Below are 16,816 nucleotides of genomic sequence, written 5' to 3'. Positions count from 1 at the left end.
CTTTTTGTATGAAAGCAATCAGGAAGTAGGCGGTTTTGGGTGCCGGCCCGATTGCAATTGATGGCTAATGCCTGTTGAACGAAGCGTTATGATAGCACGATAACGTAAGATCGCGCAAACCGACCGTCCGGCGGGGGTTCCCGGGGAGCCCGCGAAGCCCCGTGTGGCGGGGGATTGCGCGATCTGACCGGCGCTGTTGACGCACCCTTGGATGGACCCGGAAAACGCATGAAGCGCATAAAAAAACGCGCCCGGAGGCGCGGTTTTTTCGCTTCGTCTGGCCGCATCGAGTGCCGCCGTGGAGACGGCCGCCGGGAATGGGTCCCGGCGCGCGGCGCAGGCCTTTCAGCCTTCGGTCGGCGGCACGTAGCCCGACGCCTGATCGGCGCCTTCGCCGAAGAAGAACTTCTCCGTCTGCTTCATCAGGTACTGGCGCGCGCGCGGGTCGGCCATGTTCAGCCGGTTCTCGTTGATGAGCATGGTCTGCTGCTTGAGCCACGCCTGCCATGCCTCTTTCGAGACGTTTTCGTAGATGCGTTTGCCGAGTTCGCCCGGCAGCGGCGGAAAGTCGAGTCCCTCGGCTTCCTTGCCGAGCTTGGCGCATTGGATCATACGGGCCATGCTGTGCTTCTCCTGTAGTCGTAGGTGTGGGCGGCGCGTCGCGCTTCGTCCCCAGACGGGGACGGCGCTTTCATAGCTGTTTCATCAGCACGAGCGACTTGCGCTGCCAGTTATAGAGGCGGCGGCGGTCTTCGGGCAGGTCGTCGACCGTGGCCTTCACGAAGCCGCGCTTCAGGAACCAGTGCTCCGTGCGCGTGGTGAGCACGAAAATGCGTGTGAGGCCACGCGCTCGCGCGCGCTGCTCGATGCGGCGCAGGAGCCGCTCGCCGTCGCCGGAGCCTTGCGCCTCGGGCGAGACCGTGAGGCACGCCATTTCGCCGATGCGCTCCTGCGAATACGCGTAGAGCGCGGCGCAGCCAAACAGCACGCCATCGTGCTCGATCACCGAGAAATGGTCGATGTCGCGCTCGATCTGGTGACGCCCGCGGCGCACGAGCGTGCCGTCGCTTTCGAGCGGCTCGATCAGCGTGAGAATGCCGCCGACGTCGTCCGGCGTGGCTTCGCGCAGGCTCTCCAGGTTCTCATACGAGATCATGGTGCCCACGCCATCGTGCAGGAACAGTTCGAGCAGCAAGCCGCCGTCGAGCACGTAGGGAATGATGTGCGCACGGCCCACGCCGCCGCGGCAGGCGCGAATGGAGTGCTTCAGATAGAAGCCCGCGTCGCCGAGCACGGTGCCGCTTTCCTGCAGTTTGTAGGCGTCGTCGAGCGACATTTCGCGGATCAGCTCGCCTTCCTCGTCGATCAGGCCCTGCGTTTCCGTGAGGAAAACGATCTTGTCGGCGCGAAGCGCGATGGCGGCCGCCGAGGCGACGTCTTCCATCGACAGATTGAACGCCTCGCCGGTGGGCGAGAAGCCGAGCGGCGAGAGCAGCACGAGCTTGCGGCTCGCGAGCGAATGGCGGATCGAATCGGCGTCGATCTTGCGCACGACGCCCGTGTGCTGGAAGTCGACGCCGTCGAGAATGCCGACCGGCCGCGCCGTCACGAAATTGCCCGAGACCACGCTGATGTGCGCGTGTGCCATCGGCGTGTTCGGCAGACCCTGGCTGATGGCGGCTTCGATGTCGAGTCGCACTTCGCCAGCGGCTTCTTTCGCCGACTCCAGCGCGCGGGCATTGGTGATGCGCATGCCGTGCGAGAACTCGGACTCCACGCCGTGCAGGCTCATCTGCTCTTCGACCTGCGGGCGCGAGCCGTGCACGAGCACGATCTGGATGCCCATGGCCTGCAAGAGCGCGATGTCGGCGACGAGCGCGTTGAGCAGATTCTGGTGCACCACTTCGCCGCCGAAGCCGACGACGAATGTCTTGCCCTGAAATGCATGAATGTAGGGCGCGACCGATCGCATCCAGTCGACGAACTGCGCGTGCTGCGCGGCTTGCTGGGCAGCTTGCTCTGATGCGGAATCCGCGGCGGCGGAGGCCGGCGCGCTCGCGGAGGCGGGGACGAGGTCGGTTTGGGAATTCATGCCCGGGATTATAATGCGCCCCCATGTCGAATGTACCCAAAAGACCTGCCTCGGCGCAGGGCAGCAACACCCCAGCAGGGAAAGACGCGGCGCATGGCGGCGCGCAGGAAAAGCGCGCGTCGCAAAAGTATGGCGACGGGCAGACGCTGGCGTCGGCCGATCGGCTTGCCGCACTCGTGAGCGGCGGGGCGAGCAATCAGCAGAAAGCGCAGAAGAGCGCGCAGGCGGCCGGCGAAAAACTTAGCCAGGACGTCGAGCAAAAGAGCGCGCAGACGGCGCATGCGCAGGGGCAGGAGCCAGCCGCGATGAAGCCGGCGGCGCCGCGCGAAACACGCCCAGGCACGCATGCGGCTGCGCAGACGCCGCAGCAGACGCAAGCGCGACCGCAAGGTCAGGCACAGGCTCCACAAATACCGCAGACAAGAACGCAGGCATCTGTGCAGCCGCAGACGCCGGAGGCGACAGCGCAGGCACCCATGCAAGCGCAAACGCGGCCGCGCACTGAATCGCATGCACCGCAGCGTAGCGAAAACACGCCGGCAGCGCAGCGGCCTGCGCGTGCAGAATCTCAGGGCGCAGGGCGAACGGGCGAGGCGCGCCGCGAACCGCAGCCGCAGCGCACAGGCTCGCAGCCGGGCGCGTCGCGCAACGATCAACGCACGGCGCAGCGCGGTGAGCCGCGCGATGCGCAGGCGCAGGCGCAAACGCCGCGCAATCCACCGCCGCGCGCGCAGCAGCCGAAGCAACCAAAGCAGCCCGATCAAGCGCGCGAGCCGAAGCAGCCGCAGCCCGGCAAGCCCAAATCCGAAAGCGCATCGCGCCCCGCCAACGAAGGCGAGCGCGCGCCGCGCGCCGAGCGTCAACCCCGCGAACCGCGCGCGCCACGCGAGCCACGCGCCCCGATCGCGCCGAATCCCATTCCGCCGATCACGTTCCCCGAAGCGCTGCCGGTTTCGGGCCGCCGCGAGGAGATCGCGCGCGCCATCGCCGAAAATCAGGTCGTGATCGTGAGCGGCGAGACCGGCTCGGGCAAGACCACGCAATTGCCGAAGATCGCGCTCTCGCTCGGGCGCGGACGCGGCGCGGGCGGCACGGGCCTCATCGGCCATACGCAGCCTCGCCGGATCGCGGCGTCGGCCACGGGCCGCCGCATTGCCGAAGAGCTCGGCACGCCGTTCGGCGAAGTGGTCGGCTACAAGGTGCGCTTCACGGACAATCTCGCGCCGGGCGCGTCGGTCAAGCTCATGACCGACGGCATCCTGCTCGCCGAGACGCAGACCGATCCGCTGCTCAAGGCCTACGACACGATCATCATCGACGAGGCGCACGAGCGCAGCCTGAACATCGACTTCCTGCTTGGCTATCTGAAAGAGATCTTGCCGCGCCGGCCCGATTTGAAGCTGATCGTCACCTCGGCGACCATCGACGCCGATCGCTTCGCGCGCCATTTCGGCAGCGAGGAAAAGCCCGCGCCCGTGATCGAGGTGAGCGGGCGGCTGTACCCGGTCGAGGTGCGCTATCGGCCGGTGCAGGAGGACAGCCCGGCGGTGAAGGCCGCGCAGGGCACGACGGGGCGCGAGCGCAACGAGAAAGGCGGTAAATCGCAGCGCGATACCGACCGCGATTTGATGGAAGCCATCGTCGACGCCGTCGACGAACTGTGCCGCGAAGGCTCCGGCGACGTGCTCGTGTTCCTGCCCGGCGAGCGCGAGATCCGCGATGCCGCCGAGGCGCTGCGCAAGCACCACCCGCCGCACACCGAGATCCTGCCGCTGTTCGCGCGGCTCTCCGCGCAGGAGCAGGAGCGCGTGTTCAAGCCGTCGAACGCGCGCCGCATCGTGCTGGCCACCAATGTGGCGGAAACCTCGCTCACGGTGCCGGGCATCCGCTACGTCGTCGATACGGGCCTCGCGCGCGTGAAGCGCTACTCGTACCGCAACAAGGTCGAGCAGCTGCAGGTCGAGTCGATTTCGCAGGCCGCCGCGAACCAGCGCGCGGGCCGGTGCGGCCGCGTCGCGGACGGCATCTGTATCCGCCTCTATGAGGAGCAGGATTTCCTTGGACGGCCGAAATTTTCCGATCCGGAAATTTTGCGTTCGTCGCTCGCGGCGGTGATCTTGCGCATGAAATCGCTGCATCTCACGGCGATCGAGACGTTTCCGTTCATCGAGCCGCCGCCGGGCCGCGCGATCGCGGACGGCTATCAGCTGCTCAATGAACTGGGCGCCGTCGACGACGACAACGCGCTCACGCCGCTGGGCCGCGAGCTCGCGCGCCTGCCGCTCGACCCGCGCGTGGGTCGCATGATTCTCGGCGCACGCGACGAGCAGGCCATGCGCGAAGTGCTGATCATCGCGAGCGCGCTTTCGGTGCAGGACCCGCGCGACCGGCCGATCGAGGCGCAGGAGCAAGCCGACCAGGCGCATCGCCGCTTTGCCGACGAGCGCTCCGAATTCCTCCAGTGGCTCAAGATCTGGGCCTGGTTCGAGGACGCCGTCGCGCACAAGAAGTCGAACAAGCAGCTCGTGGATTCATGCCGCGCGAACTTCCTCTCGCATCTGCGGCTGCGCGAATGGCGCGACGTCCACTCGCAACTGCTCACGGTGGTGCGCGAGCACGGCTGGCGCATCAACGAAGCGGATGCGACCTACGAGCAGATCCATCACGCGCTGCTCACGGGGTTGCTCGGCAATATCGGCCTGAAAGCCGACGATGAGCCGCACTATCTCGGCGCGCGTGGCATCAAGTTCCATCTGTGGCCGGGCTCGGCGCTCGTGAAAAAGGCGGGGCGCTGGGTCGTGGCCGCCGAGCTCGTGGAGACGAGCCGGCTGTACGCGCGCTGCATCGCGAAGATCGAGCCCGAGTGGCTCGAGAAGGTGGGCGCGCATCTGCTGCGCAAGTCGCTTTCCGAGCCGCACTGGGAAAAGCGCGCGGCGCAGGTGAGCGCGTTCGAGCGCGGCGTGCTGTATGGCCTGCCGGTCTATCAGCGCAGGCGCGTGGCGTTCGGCAAGCAGGACCCAGCGCGCGCAAGGGAGCTCTTCATTCGCGGCGCGCTCGTGGAGGGCGAGTTCGACACGAAGCTCGCGTTCTTCGCGCACAACCGCAAGCTGCTCGCCGACATCGAGCAGCTCGAGCACAAGTCGCGCCGCCAGGACGTGCTCGTCGACGACGAGCTGATCTTCGCGTTCTACGATCAGGCGATTCCCGAGGGCATCTATTCGGGCGCGTCGTTCGAGCGCTGGTATCGCGACGAGGTGAAAAAGAGCGGTCAGCCCGAAGACAAGCTGCGCCTGCTCTATCTCTCGCGCGACGACCTGATGCGCCACGAAGCCGCCGGCGTGACGACCGAGCTGTTCCCGAAGCGCATGACGATGTCGGGCGTGGCGATGGCGCTCACCTATCACTTCGAGCCGGGCTCGCCGCGCGATGGCGTGACGCTTGCGGTGCCGCTCTACGCGCTCAATCAGGTCGACGCGCGCCGCTGCGAATGGCTCGTGCCGGGCATGATCAAGGAGAAGGCGCATCTGTTGCTGAAGTCGCTGCCGCAGAAGCTGCGCCGCCATTGCGTGCCATTGCCCGAGTACTCGGCGGGCTTCGCCGAGCGCGTGGGCAGTGAGCGCTTCGGCGCGGGCGGCCTCGTGGAGGCGCTCATCGCGGACGTGCGCGAGCAAAAGCAGATCGCCTTGAAGTCGTCCGACTTCAAGCTCGAATTGCTGCCGGCGCATCTTTTCATGAACTTCAAGGTGATCGACGAGCACGGTCGCCAGCTCGCGATGGGCCGCAATCTCGCGCAACTGCGCAGCGAGCTGGGCGCGCAGGCGCAGCAGCAGTTCCAGAAGCTCGCGAGTGCGACCGCGCTGGCGGCGCTCGAAGCGCGTGGGGCAGGGGAGCCGCGCACCCCGGTGCAAAACGTAGCGCAGGGTGCTGCCGACGCACCGGCGAGCGCGGCGAAGAGCGGGTCGAAGCCAGGCAACGCGCCACAAACGCCCGCGTCCACCGACGCCGCGCCGGCCACCGCGCTCTACGAGAACCTCACGACCTGGAACTTTGGCAAGCTGCCCGAGCTGCTGGAGATCCGCCGGGGCGGCCAGACGCTGTTCGGCTATCCGGCGCTGGTCGACCGCGGCGCGCATTGCGACGTGGAAGTGTTCGATTCGCCCGAAGAGGCTGCGCGCATCCATCGCGCTGGCTTGCGACGTCTGTTTGCGCTGCAGCTGCGCGAGCCGATCCGCTATATGGAGAAGAACCTGCCGGGCCTGCGCGAGATGGCGATGCAGTTCATGGCGCGGGCCACGCAGGAAGAATTGCGCGACCAGTTGATCGAGCTCGCGCTCGACCGCGCCTGCCTGCAGGACCCGCTGCCCGACGACGAAGCGAGCTTCCACGCGCGCAAGGACGAAGGCCGCGGACGTCTCTCGCTGCTCGCGCAGGAGATCGCGCGCCTCGTCGGGCAGATCCTCGCCGAATACGCTTCGGTGACGAAGAAGCTCGTGCAGGCGAAGGCCTTCGGCGCGCCGGCGGCGGACATGCAGGCGCAGGTCGATGCGCTCATCGGCAAGCGCTTCATTCTGGAGACGCCGTACGCGCAGCTCGTGCATTTCCCGCGCTATCTCAAGGGCGTGGCGTTGCGCATCGACAAGCTGCGCGCCGATCCGACCCGCGACGCGCGTCAGGCGGCCGAGCTCCTGCCGCTCGCGCAGCAGTATCAGCGCGCGCTTTCGCAGCGCGGCGGCGTGTACGATCCGCGCTTGTCCGAGTTCCGCTGGCTGCTCGAGGAGCTGCGCATCTCGCTGTTCGCGCAGGAGCTGCGCACGCCCATGCCGGTGTCGGTCAAGCGGCTCCACAAGGTTTGGGAGTCGATGCAGCGCTGAAGACTCGCGACGGCCCGTGACACTTCGCGGGCCGTCCGGCAAGACGGGTCCCGGACGATCGCAAAAGTTCGAAAAGCGGCGCAGGAGCGGACAAAACAGGGCAAAACGGGGACCAGGCGCGGCACCCGGTCGCATTTCATCGGCCCTACGTCAACCTTGCAGGAAGGTAGACGTTCTACAATCACGAATCTGTCCGGAAACGACCCCCCCATGCGTAATCAAACATTCCGCCGCGCCGCGGGCCGCCTCGTTGTGAAGGCTGCCAGCGCTGCGCTGGCCTGCGCCGCGCTGGCCGGTATTCCCGTCACCGCCGCGCACGCGAACAACATCATCGTGCTGAACTCGGGCGAAGCCACGCTGAGCCTCATCGACGACAAGACCCACGAAGTGGTTGGCACCGTGCCCACCGGCAAGGAGCCCCATCACCTGTTCCCGACGCCCGACAACAGCTCGCTGATCGTCGCGAATTCGGTGTCGAACAACCTGCTGTTCGTCGACCCGAAAACCGGCAAGCCGCAGCGCTGGATCGAGAATATCGAAGACCCGTATCAGCTCGGCTTCTCGCCCGACAACAAGTGGTTCGTGACCACGGGCCTGCGTCTTGACCGTCTCGACATCTATCACTATGGCGGCGCCGGCAATTTCACCATTGCCAAACGCCTGCCGCTCTCGGCCATGCCGAGCCACCTCGCGTTCACGAAGGACAGCAACACCGTGTTCGTCTCGCTGCAGGTGTCGGGCGAGATCGCGGCGGTGGACCTGCCCACCCAGCGCGTGCTCTGGAAGATGAAAGTGGGCGCGGCGCCCGCGGGCCTGTGGCTCACGCCCGGCGACAAATACCTGCTCGTCGGCATGACGGGCGCCGACTACGTCGCGGTGGTGGACTGGCGCAACCAGAAGGTCATCAAGACGATCCAGGTGGGCAAGGCGGCGCACAACTTCCGCTCGCTGGTGGACGGCCGCCATGTGCTGGTGTCGAGCCGCGTCTCGAACGTCATCAGCATCATCGACGAAGAGTCGCTCGAGAAGGTGGGCGAGATCAACGGCCTGCTGCCCGGGCCCGACGACATGGAGCTGACCGCCGACAAGCGCTACCTGTGGGTTACGTTCCGCTTCGCCAAACGCGTGGGCCTGATCGACATGCAGACGAAGAAGCTCGTGAAGACGATTCCCGTGGGCCGCTCGCCGCATGGCATCTACTTCTACGACCGCGCGCCGGTCATGTCGCCCAACGGTGCCTGAGGCACTCACGCTCGCGCGCGCCTCGTCGACGGATTTCCGCCGCACATGCTTGCCTTTCTGAGTTCCTGCGCACATTGGGCCGCGTCCGGCGCCGACGACCTCGTGTCGTGGCTCCAGACGCTCGTCTATGTGAATGTTCTGCAGCCGCTGCTTTTTTACGCCGGCTTCATGGACGTGGATGAGGATACGTTCGACGCGCTCTATTGGGTGATCGTCGGCGTGCTGGAGATCGCGGCCATGTACGCGATCCTGCGTCCGCTCGAAGCGCTCATGCCGGTGGAAAAATGGCGCGGCCGCAAGGGTGTGGGCGTGGACGCGCTCTACACCTGGATCACGCGGCTCGGCATCTTCAATCTGCTGTTCTTTTTCGCGCTGCAGCCGGTGTTCGACCGCGCCCAGGGCTGGCTGCGCCTGCACGGCGTGATGAGTGTCGACATCGACAATCTCTGGCCCGGCGTGACGACTGTGCCGCTCGTCACGTTCGCGATCTATCTGGTCGTGCTCGACTTCTTCGGCTACTGGTATCACCGGCTCTCGCACCGCTTCGGCCCGTGGTGGGAGCTGCATGCGGTCCATCATAGCCAGCGCAAGATGTCGTTCTGGTGCGATAACCGCAATCATCTTCTCGACGTGCTGGGACAGTCCTGCATGTTCGCCGCCATCGCGCTCGTGATCGGCGTGCCGCCCGCGCAGTTCGTCGTGCTCGTCGCCCTCACGGATTTCGTGCAGAACGTCCAGCACGCCAATATCCGCGTGCACTTCGGCTGGCTCGGCGAGCGCCTCGTCGTGAGCCCGCGCTTTCATCGGCGCCATCACGCGATCGGCTATGGCCACGAGGGCACGACCTATGGCTGCAATTTCGGCGTGCTGTTTCCCTGGTGGGACATGATGTTCGGCAGCGCGTCGTTCAATCGCGAGATCGAGCCTACCGGCATTCGCGACCAGCTCGAAGGCGCGCGTTATGGCGAAGGTTTCTGGGCCCAGCACGGGCTCGCGTTCCGGCGCATCGCGCGCCGACTTTCGGCGCAACGGCGCGCAAAAAGCGAAACCCGCGACGACGCCAGCGCTGCCTGATCCGAAGTTCCTGCCTGCTCTTGCGCTTTCCCGCCGGGACGTGAGCTTCGTGCGCGTCCCGTGCTTCTCACGCCTCTAGTCATTGGCCGGCCCGCCGCGCCGTGGTTTATGCTGTCGATTTGACGCACCGAACCCGTGGGCCTCGCGATGCTTCCTCGTCTTACCGCACATTTCCCCCTCGCATGAACGATCTGCTGCGCTCATTCGGACGCGCGCTTGCCGGCGCACTCCACCCCTCCATGCTGTTCCTGACCTTCGTGCCGTTCCTCGTGGCGGCGGCGGTGTGGGGCGGCTTGCTCTATGCGTTCTGGCAACCGCTCATCGATGCGCTGCGTCCCGCGCTCGAGCACTGGTGGGCCACCGCGTACCTCTATCACCTGTTCGACCTGCTCGGCTACGGCACGCTGCGCAACATGATCGGGCCGTTCGTGGTGATTGTCCTGTCGGTTCCGCTCATCGTCATTACCGTGTTGCTGCTGATCGTCGCGATCTCGATGCCGCGCGTGATTCGCCATCTCACGGCCCGGCAGTACACCACGCTCGAGGCGCGGCACGGCGGTAGCTGGTACGGCAGCCTGTTTCATTCGCTCTGGACCACGGTGGTGTGCATCGCACTGCTGTGCGTCTCGCTGCCGCTCTGGTTCTTCCCGCCGTTCTTCGCGCTCGTGCCGCCGCTGCTGTGGGGTTGGCTGACCTATCGCGTGATGACCTATGACGCGCTCGCGCTGCACGCCACCGCCGAGGAGCGGCGCGAGCTCGTGCGGCGGTACCGGCTGCCGCTGCTCGCGATCGGCGTGGCGAGCGGCCTGCTCAGCTCATTGCCCACGGCGGTCTGGATTGCCTCCGCGTGGCTGCTGCTGTTTTTCCCGTTCGTCGCCGTGGCGACCATCTGGATCTATGCGTTCATTCTGGTGTTCACGGCCCTCTGGTTCGGCCACTACTGCCTGCGCGCGCTCCAGCGTCTGCGCGCGGAAGAGGCGCGCCCGACAGGGCATGACGTGACCATCGTGCACTGAAGTTCACCCCATTCCATTCCTGCGATTACGACGAGGCAACTCATGGCATTTGGCGTCATCATCATCGGCGACGAGATTCTCTCGGGCCGCCGCACCGACAAGCATCTGCCGAAGGTCATCGAACTGCTCGGCGCGCGCGGCCTCGCGCTCGATTGGGCGGAATACGTCGGCGACGACCCGGCGCGCATCACCGCGACGCTCGCGCGCTCGTTTGCTTCGGGCGACATCGTATTTTCCACGGGCGGCATCGGCGCGACGCCGGACGACCACACGCGCCAGTGCGCCGCGGCCGCGCTGGGCGTGCCGCTTGAGCTGCACCCCGATGCGAGGACGCTGATCAGCGAGCGCATCCGCGACATGCACACAGGCGCCGATCCGGTCGACTTCAATGCGCCCGAGAACCAGCACCGCTTCCAGATGGGCACGTTCCCGCAAGGCTGCGAGATCATCCCGAACGGCTATAACAAGATCCCGGGCTTTTCGATTCGCGATCACCATTTCGTGCCGGGCTTTCCAGTGATGGCCTGGCCGATGATCGAATGGGTGCTCGATACGAAGTACGCGCATCTGCATCATCAGACGCCGCATGCGGAGAAGTCGCTGCTCGTGTTCGAGCTGCCGGAGTCGACGCTCACGCCGCTCATGGAGCGCATCGAGCGCGATTTTCCGGGCGTGCGCGTGTTCAGCCTGCCGAGCGTGGGCGATGCGGAGCGCGGCGGCATTTATGCGCGCCGGCATATCGATCTGGGCGTGAAGGGGGAGCCGGAGGCGGTGGCTTCAGCGTTCGTGAAGCTGCGCGAAGGCGTGCATCTGCTGGGCGGCGATATCGTGGAGCCGCCCGAGCCGGCTAAAGCCGGCAACGCCGCGCCGGCCCGATAACGCTGGCAGCGCCCGGCGGCGGGTTGACCCGGAACGGGCGCTGCCGGAGCTTGCCGCGTGTCCCGGCTGCGCCGCGCGATCATCGCCGTGTCATATGCGGCGATCAAAGTGGTCCGCCGGGCTAGCGCCTGCGGACCGTGGCCGCAATCGATTCAGTCGATCCGGGCGAGGCGCGTAGCTTTCGCGTCAGGCGCCCAACCAGGGTAGGCCGCGGAAGCACCAGCCCGTGACCGTCTTGCGATGTCCTTCGCTGTTCTTGTCGCCCTCGAAGCCTTCGAGCAGGTCGTACGCCTGCTTGTAGCCGGCCTTGGCGGCCTCGATGGCCGCGAGCTTCGAGCGCGCGGCGCTGCGGCAGAGGAACAGCACGGGCGCTTCAGGATCGGCAACGTTTTTGAGCTGGGCGATGAATTCGGCGTTGGGTACGCCGCCCGGGTAGCGCGTCCACTCGACATGGGCATACTGGCCGTCACCGACCACGGGGCGGCCGACCCAATCGAGCTCGGCACGCGTGCGCACATCGACGAGCTTCACGCGCGCGTCGAGTTGCAGAAGCTCGAACGCCTCGGCGGGCGAGACCGCGCCCGCATAGGGCAACTGGTTCTCGACGCGGCGCTTGTCGGCTTGGGCGTACAACTGTTCGAGCGTACTCATGACAGCAGATCTCCTGTTTCTCGTGTTGAACCAAAAGATCATTCTAGCGCGCTGCATGAGTGCGGGAAGGGGGCGTCCATGCCGCATAAAAGAGCCTCGACGGGGCGGTGGTGCGCTAATCTAGACACCCCGCGTACGCCAGCCGGGTGCGTGCGAGGTGCGTGCAAAGCGTCGCCCAGCCGGGTTTGCATCGAAATGGTGCAATCAGGTTTTTATGCACCATAATGGAGTCAGTTTCACGCGCCAAATTCGGGAGTGCACGGAAATGGTGCGGGAAGGCGGCTCGTTTGTGGAGCCGGCACATTTGCGGCGCGCGTCGTTTTAGTTCAGGTGCGCGCCCAGATTGGGTTTGCGCCAGGGTGGCGCAGACTTGGCACGGAAGCTGCTTTATATGTCTCGATCGATTCACAGCCGGCCTGCTCGAGGCGTGCCAGAGCGGTCAGCTTGGATCAGAAGAATTGGCACGGCGGCAACAATCGCCGAAATCGTTAATCAGGAGAATAGGTTATGAGTAAATCCGTGGCCGACGTCATGCAGCTCGTCAGGGACGAAGACGTCAAGTTTGTCGACTTCCGCTTCACCGATACGCGTGGCAAGGAACAGCACGTCTCGGTGCCGCTGTCGGCATTCGACGAAGACAAGTTCGAGTCGGGCCATGCGTTTGACGGTTCGTCGATCGCCGGCTGGAAGGGCATCGAAGCCTCGGACATGCTGCTCGTTCCGGACGCGAACACTGCGTTCATCGACCCGTTCTACGAAGAGCCCACGCTCGTGCTGACCTGCGACGTGGTCGAGCCGGCTGACGGCAAGGGCTACGAGCGCGACCCGCGCTCGCTCGCCAAGCGCGCCGAAGCGTACCTGAAGAGCACGGGCCTTGGCGACACGGCCTTCTTCGGTCCGGAACCCGAGTTCTTCATTTTCGACTCGGTCCAGTGGAACACGGACCAGTCGGGCTGCTTCGTCAAGATCGGCTCGGAAGAAGCGCCGTGGTCGTCGGGCAAGGAATTCGAAGGCGGCAACACGGGCCACCGTCCGGGCACGAAGGGCGGCTACTTCCCGGTCGCGCCGGTCGACACGTTCCAGGACATCCGCTCGGAAATGTGTCTGCTGCTCGAGCAGATCGGCATTCCGGTCGAAGTGCACCACCACGAAGTGGCAGGTCAAGGCCAGAACGAAATCGGCACCAAGTTCTCGACGCTGGTTCAGCGCGCAGACTGGACGCAGCAACTGAAGTACATCGTCCACAACGTGGCGCACACCTACGGCAAGACGGCGACGTTCATGCCGAAGCCGATCGTTGGCGACAACGGTTCGGGCATGCACGTTCACCAGTCGATCTGGAAGGACGGCCAGAACCTGTTCGCGGGTAACGGCTACGCAGGCCTGTCCGAGTTCGCGCTGTTCTACATCGGCGGCATCATCAAGCACGCTCGCGCGCTCAACGCCATCACGAACCCGGGCACGAACTCGTACAAGCGTCTGGTTCCGCACTTCGAAGCACCGGTCAAGCTCGCTTACTCGGCACGCAACCGCTCGGCGTCGATCCGTATTCCGCACGTCTCGAATCCGAAGGGCCGCCGTATCGAAACGCGCTTCCCGGATCCGCTGGCCAACCCGTACCTGTGCTTCTCGGCACTGATGATGGCCGGTCTGGACGGCGTGCAGAACAAGATCCACCCGGGCGAAGCCGCCGACAAGAACCTGTACGACCTGCCGCCGGAAGAGGATGCAAAGATCCCGACCGTTTGCGCGGGCCTCGACCAGGCACTGGAAGCGCTCGACAAGGATCGCGAGTTCCTGACGCGCGGTGGCGTGTTCACGGATTCGATGATCGACGCCTACCTCGACCTGAAGGAAGGCGAGCTCCAGCGCGTGCGTATGACCACGCACCCGGTCGAGTTCGAGCTGTACTACTCGCTGTAATCGACGATGGCGCTACGCCGGCCGCAAGCAGGCGTAGCACCTTCTCCGACTTCGGCGAAACGGTCGCAAAGGGACGGCAGCGCCGTCCCTTTTTCGTTGGTCCGTGGGTTCGAAGTTGGCCTGATTGCCGCGTCGCTGTCTTTTACCAACATGGATTGAACCAGCCCGTCCGCAACATGGTGCTCAAGAATCTGATCAAGGCAAGGAAGGGCCACGCGGAGCCGCTCTCGGACGAGGGAACGCTCGTGGAGTCGGGTCTGTTGCCCGGCTTCGAAGCGCTGCCCACCGTCGTGCTCGTGCTCGAGAAGCGCACCTTGCGCGTGGCGTTCGCGAACCCCTCGGCCGAAGCGATGCTCGATCTCTCGCGGCGCCAACTCGCGCAGATGGCGTGGTCCGATCTTTTTTCCAACGCGGACGAGCTGCTCGAAACGATCGCGTCGATCGCGGCGCACCGCTTTCATGCGACGCGTCTCGACGCCACGCTAGAGCGCCCGGGCCGCGAGCCGCTGCACGTGCACGCGATCGTCGGGTTCCTCGAAAGCGCGCCCGACTACGTGCTGCTCGAGTTGTTCGAGAACGAGCGGCACATCAAGAGCGATCGCGAGGAGCGCATTCACGACCTCGCGACCGTCAACAAGCATCTGATCCGCAATCTCGCGCACGAGATCAAGAATCCGCTCGGCGGGATCCGCGGCGCCGCGCAGCTGCTCGAATTCGAGCTCGGCACGCTCGAGCGCGGCGAGCTGCGCGAGTACACGCAGGTGATCATCAAGGAGTCGGACCGGCTGCAGACGCTCGTCGACCGGCTGCTCGAGCCGCACCGGCATCCGCATATCGTCGGCGACGTGAACATTCACGAAGTGTGCGAGCGCGTGCGCGCGGTGATTCTTGCCGAGTTTCCGCGCGGCCTCACGATCGAGCGCGACTACGACGTGAGCGTGCCCGACCTGCGCGGCGACAAGGAGCAGCTGATCCAGGCACTGCTGAACATCGTGCGCAATGCGGCGCAGGCGCTGCGCGAACGCATTTCGCAAGGCGACGCGCGCATCGAGCTGCGCACGCGCATCGCACGCAAGATCACGATTTCCAAACGCCTGTGCAAGCTGGCACTGGACTTGCATATCATCGACAACGGACCCGGCATTCCCGAGGACATCCGCGACCGCATCTTCTATCCGCTCGTCTCCGGACGCGAGGATGGCAGCGGTCTCGGCCTCACGCTCGCGCAGACGTTCGTCCAGCAGCACGACGGACTGATCGAAGTGGAAAGCCGGCCGGGCCACACGGAATTTCAGATCCTGCTGCCGCTTGACTACTGATCTACCGCTACCACCAACGCACGCCACCAGGACTTCTGACCGACCTTATGAAGCCGATCTGGATAGTAGACGACGACCAATCGATACGCTGGGTGCTTGAAAAAGCCCTTGCGCGCGAGAATTTTGCGACCCGCAGCTTCTCGAACGTGCGCGACGCCGCGAGCGCGCTCGATCACGACAGCCCGCAGGTGCTCGTCTCCGACATTCGCATGCCGGGCGGCTCGGGCCTCGAATTGCTGCAGACCGTGCGCGAGCGCGTGCCGGGCTTGCCCGTCATCATCATGACCGCGTTCTCCGACCTCGATAGCGCGGTGGCCGCGTTCCAGGGCGGCGCGTTCGAATATCTCGCCAAGCCCTTCGACGTGGACAAGGCCGTCGAGCTGATCCGCCGCGCCGTGGACGAGAGCATGCGCGGCGAGCAGCAGTGGGACGAGCGGCCCGCCGAGGCGCCCGAGATGCTGGGCCAGGCCCCCGCGATGCAGGACATGTTTCGCGCCATCGGCCGCCTCTCGCATTCGGCGGCCACCGTGCTCATCACCGGCGAGTCGGGCACCGGAAAGGAGCTTGTCGCGCGCGCCTTGCACCGGCATAGCCCACGCGCGAACGGCCCGTTCATTGCGCTGAACACCGCGGCCATCCCGAAGGATCTTCTGGAGTCCGAACTGTTTGGCCACGAGCGCGGCGCGTTCACGGGCGCCCAGGCAATGCGCCAGGGCCGCTTCGAGCAAGCCGAGAACGGCACGCTGTTCCTCGACGAAATCGGCGACATGCCGTTCGACTTGCAGACGCGCCTCTTGCGCGTGCTCTCCGATGGGCAGTTTTATCGCGTGGGCGGCCACAATCCGCTGCGTGCCAACGTGCGGGTGATCGCGGCCACGCACCAGAACCTGGAAACGCGTGTGCGCCAGGGCTTGTTCCGCGAGGACTTGTATCACCGTCTGAACGTGATTCGCCTGCGCTTGCCGGCGCTGCGCGAACGCAGCGAGGACATTCCGCTGCTCACGCGCCACTTTCTGCAAAAGAGCGCGCGCGAGCTGGGCGTCGAGCCCAAGCGCGTGTCCGACGAGGCGCTTGTTTATATGTCGGCGCTGCCGTTCCCCGGCAACGTGCGCCAGCTCGAAAACCTCGCGAACTGGCTCACGGTGATGGCGCCCGCGCAGACCATCGAGATCAAGGATCTGCCGCCCGATCTCGTGCCTGCGCATGCCGCGGCAACCGAGGGCGCCCAGGCGGTGGCTTTGAGCGAAGCCGCGCTCGCCGGCGCGGGCTCGGTGGGCGCGCCGCTCGTGAACGGTGGCGGCGTGGCGGTGGCGGGGAGTGTGACGGGCGCGGGCGTCGCGGCCGCGAGCGTTGGCGCACCCGGCGCGCTGGCGGGCACTTTCCCTGGCGCCACCGGTGGGGCCGTGCTACCCGCGAGCGTGTGGGAAAGCGGCCTGCGTACTGAAGTTGCGCGTCTGTTGCGCGAAAACACCGCAGGCGTCATGGACGAGCTCTCGCGCCGTTTCGAAGCCGCCGTGATTCGCGAAGCGCTCGACTTTACGCGCGGGCGCAAGGTCGAGGCCGCCGAGCGGCTCGGTATCGGCCGCAACACCATCACGCGCAAGATCCAGGAGCTCAACCTCGAATGAGCGCACTGAGCGCGGCATGAATCGTGCGCGGCGGCCGGTTTGCGCCGCCACGCACGGCCGTATTCAGGCACAAGGAGCCTGGCCGCGCGCTGGGGCATAATCGACGCTGTTTTCCCGTCGA

The 16,816-nt window shown here is 65.7% G+C and carries 11 protein-coding genes; 8 read left to right on the top strand and 3 right to left on the bottom strand.

Annotation, left to right across the window (positions count from 1 at the left end; genetic code table 11):
- Positions 1-345: 345 nt before the first annotated feature.
- Together E1956_RS12330 and argA are read right to left on the bottom strand one after the other, a co-directional pair.
- Complete coding sequence (locus tag E1956_RS12330) at positions 346-621, bottom strand: oxidative damage protection protein (RefSeq protein WP_027793465.1); 276 nt, start codon at positions 619-621, stop codon at positions 346-348.
- A 70-nt stretch (positions 622-691) separates the two neighbouring features.
- On the bottom strand, positions 692-2,092 hold the full coding sequence (gene argA, locus E1956_RS12325) for an amino-acid N-acetyltransferase (protein WP_134749195.1): 1,401 nt from the start codon (positions 2,090-2,092) through the stop codon (positions 692-694).
- Between the two features lie 23 nt (positions 2,093-2,115).
- Here argA and hrpA point away from each other — a divergent pair, with 23 nt between their 5' ends.
- From hrpA to E1956_RS12295, 5 genes are all read left to right on the top strand, one after another.
- Entirely contained in the window at positions 2,116-6,963 is a 4,848-nt protein-coding gene (hrpA, locus tag E1956_RS12315; RefSeq protein ID WP_232071132.1) for an ATP-dependent RNA helicase HrpA, read from the top strand.
- Positions 6,964-7,173: 210 nt separating this feature from the next.
- Positions 7,174-8,205, top strand: a complete 1,032-nt coding sequence (locus tag E1956_RS12310; RefSeq protein ID WP_134749193.1) for a YVTN family beta-propeller repeat protein — start codon at positions 7,174-7,176, stop codon at positions 8,203-8,205.
- 45 nt (positions 8,206-8,250) lie between these two features.
- A complete protein-coding gene (locus E1956_RS12305) occupies positions 8,251-9,279 on the top strand; it encodes a sterol desaturase family protein (protein ID WP_134749191.1) in 1,029 nt (342 codons plus the stop codon).
- A 182-nt stretch (positions 9,280-9,461) separates the two neighbouring features.
- Positions 9,462-10,295 carry an EI24 domain-containing protein gene (locus tag E1956_RS12300; RefSeq protein WP_134749189.1) on the top strand — a complete coding sequence of 278 codons (834 nt, stop codon included), beginning with the start codon at positions 9,462-9,464 and terminating at the stop codon, positions 10,293-10,295.
- A 42-nt stretch (positions 10,296-10,337) separates the two neighbouring features.
- Entirely contained in the window at positions 10,338-11,174 is an 837-nt protein-coding gene (locus E1956_RS12295; RefSeq protein WP_134749187.1) for a competence/damage-inducible protein A, read from the top strand.
- Positions 11,175-11,360: 186 nt separating this feature from the next.
- Here E1956_RS12295 and E1956_RS12290 read toward each other — a convergent pair whose 3' ends face one another.
- A complete protein-coding gene (locus E1956_RS12290; protein WP_134749185.1) occupies positions 11,361-11,825 on the bottom strand; it encodes a rhodanese-like domain-containing protein in 465 nt (154 codons plus the stop codon).
- Between the two features lie 507 nt (positions 11,826-12,332).
- Between E1956_RS12290 and glnA the strand changes: the two genes are divergently transcribed.
- The 3 genes from glnA (at position 12,333) to ntrC (ending at position 16,695) form a co-directional block, all read left to right on the top strand.
- The gene (gene glnA / locus E1956_RS12285; RefSeq protein ID WP_028216849.1) at positions 12,333-13,748 is read left to right on the top strand and encodes a type I glutamate--ammonia ligase; all 1,416 of its coding nucleotides are present in this window, start codon (positions 12,333-12,335) and stop codon (positions 13,746-13,748) included.
- Between the two features lie 176 nt (positions 13,749-13,924).
- Positions 13,925-15,067, top strand: a complete 1,143-nt coding sequence (glnL, locus tag E1956_RS12280; RefSeq protein ID WP_134750559.1) for a nitrogen regulation protein NR(II) — start codon at positions 13,925-13,927, stop codon at positions 15,065-15,067.
- A gap of 47 nt (positions 15,068-15,114) precedes the next feature.
- A complete protein-coding gene (gene ntrC, locus E1956_RS12275) occupies positions 15,115-16,695 on the top strand; it encodes a nitrogen regulation protein NR(I) (protein WP_134749183.1) in 1,581 nt (526 codons plus the stop codon).
- Positions 16,696-16,816: the final 121 nt, after the last annotated feature.

It is taken from the genome of Paraburkholderia pallida, from assembly GCF_004524855.1.
Taxonomy (GTDB): Bacteria; Pseudomonadota; Gammaproteobacteria; order Burkholderiales; family Burkholderiaceae; genus Paraburkholderia; species Paraburkholderia oxyphila.
This window is presented reverse-complemented; position numbering and strand designations above follow the sequence as displayed.

Excerpts from the sequence above, each read along its gene's own strand:
- E1956_RS12310 (WP_134749193.1), top strand. The coding sequence starts at position 7,174 with ATGCGTAATCAAACATTCCGCCGCGCCGCGGGCCGCCTCGTTGTGAAG.
- E1956_RS12295 (WP_134749187.1), top strand. The coding sequence starts at position 10,338 with ATGGCATTTGGCGTCATCATCATCGGCGACGAGATTCTCTCGGGCCGC.
- ntrC (WP_134749183.1), top strand. The coding sequence starts at position 15,115 with ATGAAGCCGATCTGGATAGTAGACGACGACCAATCGATACGCTGGGTG.
- glnA (WP_028216849.1), top strand. The coding sequence starts at position 12,333 with ATGAGTAAATCCGTGGCCGACGTCATGCAGCTCGTCAGGGACGAAGAC.
- E1956_RS12290 (WP_134749185.1), bottom strand. The coding sequence starts at position 11,825 with ATGAGTACGCTCGAACAGTTGTACGCCCAAGCCGACAAGCGCCGCGTC.
- E1956_RS12300 (WP_134749189.1), top strand. The coding sequence starts at position 9,462 with ATGAACGATCTGCTGCGCTCATTCGGACGCGCGCTTGCCGGCGCACTC.
- hrpA (WP_232071132.1), top strand. The coding sequence starts at position 2,116 with ATGTCGAATGTACCCAAAAGACCTGCCTCGGCGCAGGGCAGCAACACC.
- E1956_RS12305 (WP_134749191.1), top strand. The coding sequence starts at position 8,251 with ATGCTTGCCTTTCTGAGTTCCTGCGCACATTGGGCCGCGTCCGGCGCC.
- E1956_RS12330 (WP_027793465.1), bottom strand. The coding sequence starts at position 621 with ATGGCCCGTATGATCCAATGCGCCAAGCTCGGCAAGGAAGCCGAGGGA.
- glnL (WP_134750559.1), top strand. The coding sequence starts at position 13,925 with ATGGTGCTCAAGAATCTGATCAAGGCAAGGAAGGGCCACGCGGAGCCG.
- argA (WP_134749195.1), bottom strand. The coding sequence starts at position 2,092 with ATGAATTCCCAAACCGACCTCGTCCCCGCCTCCGCGAGCGCGCCGGCC.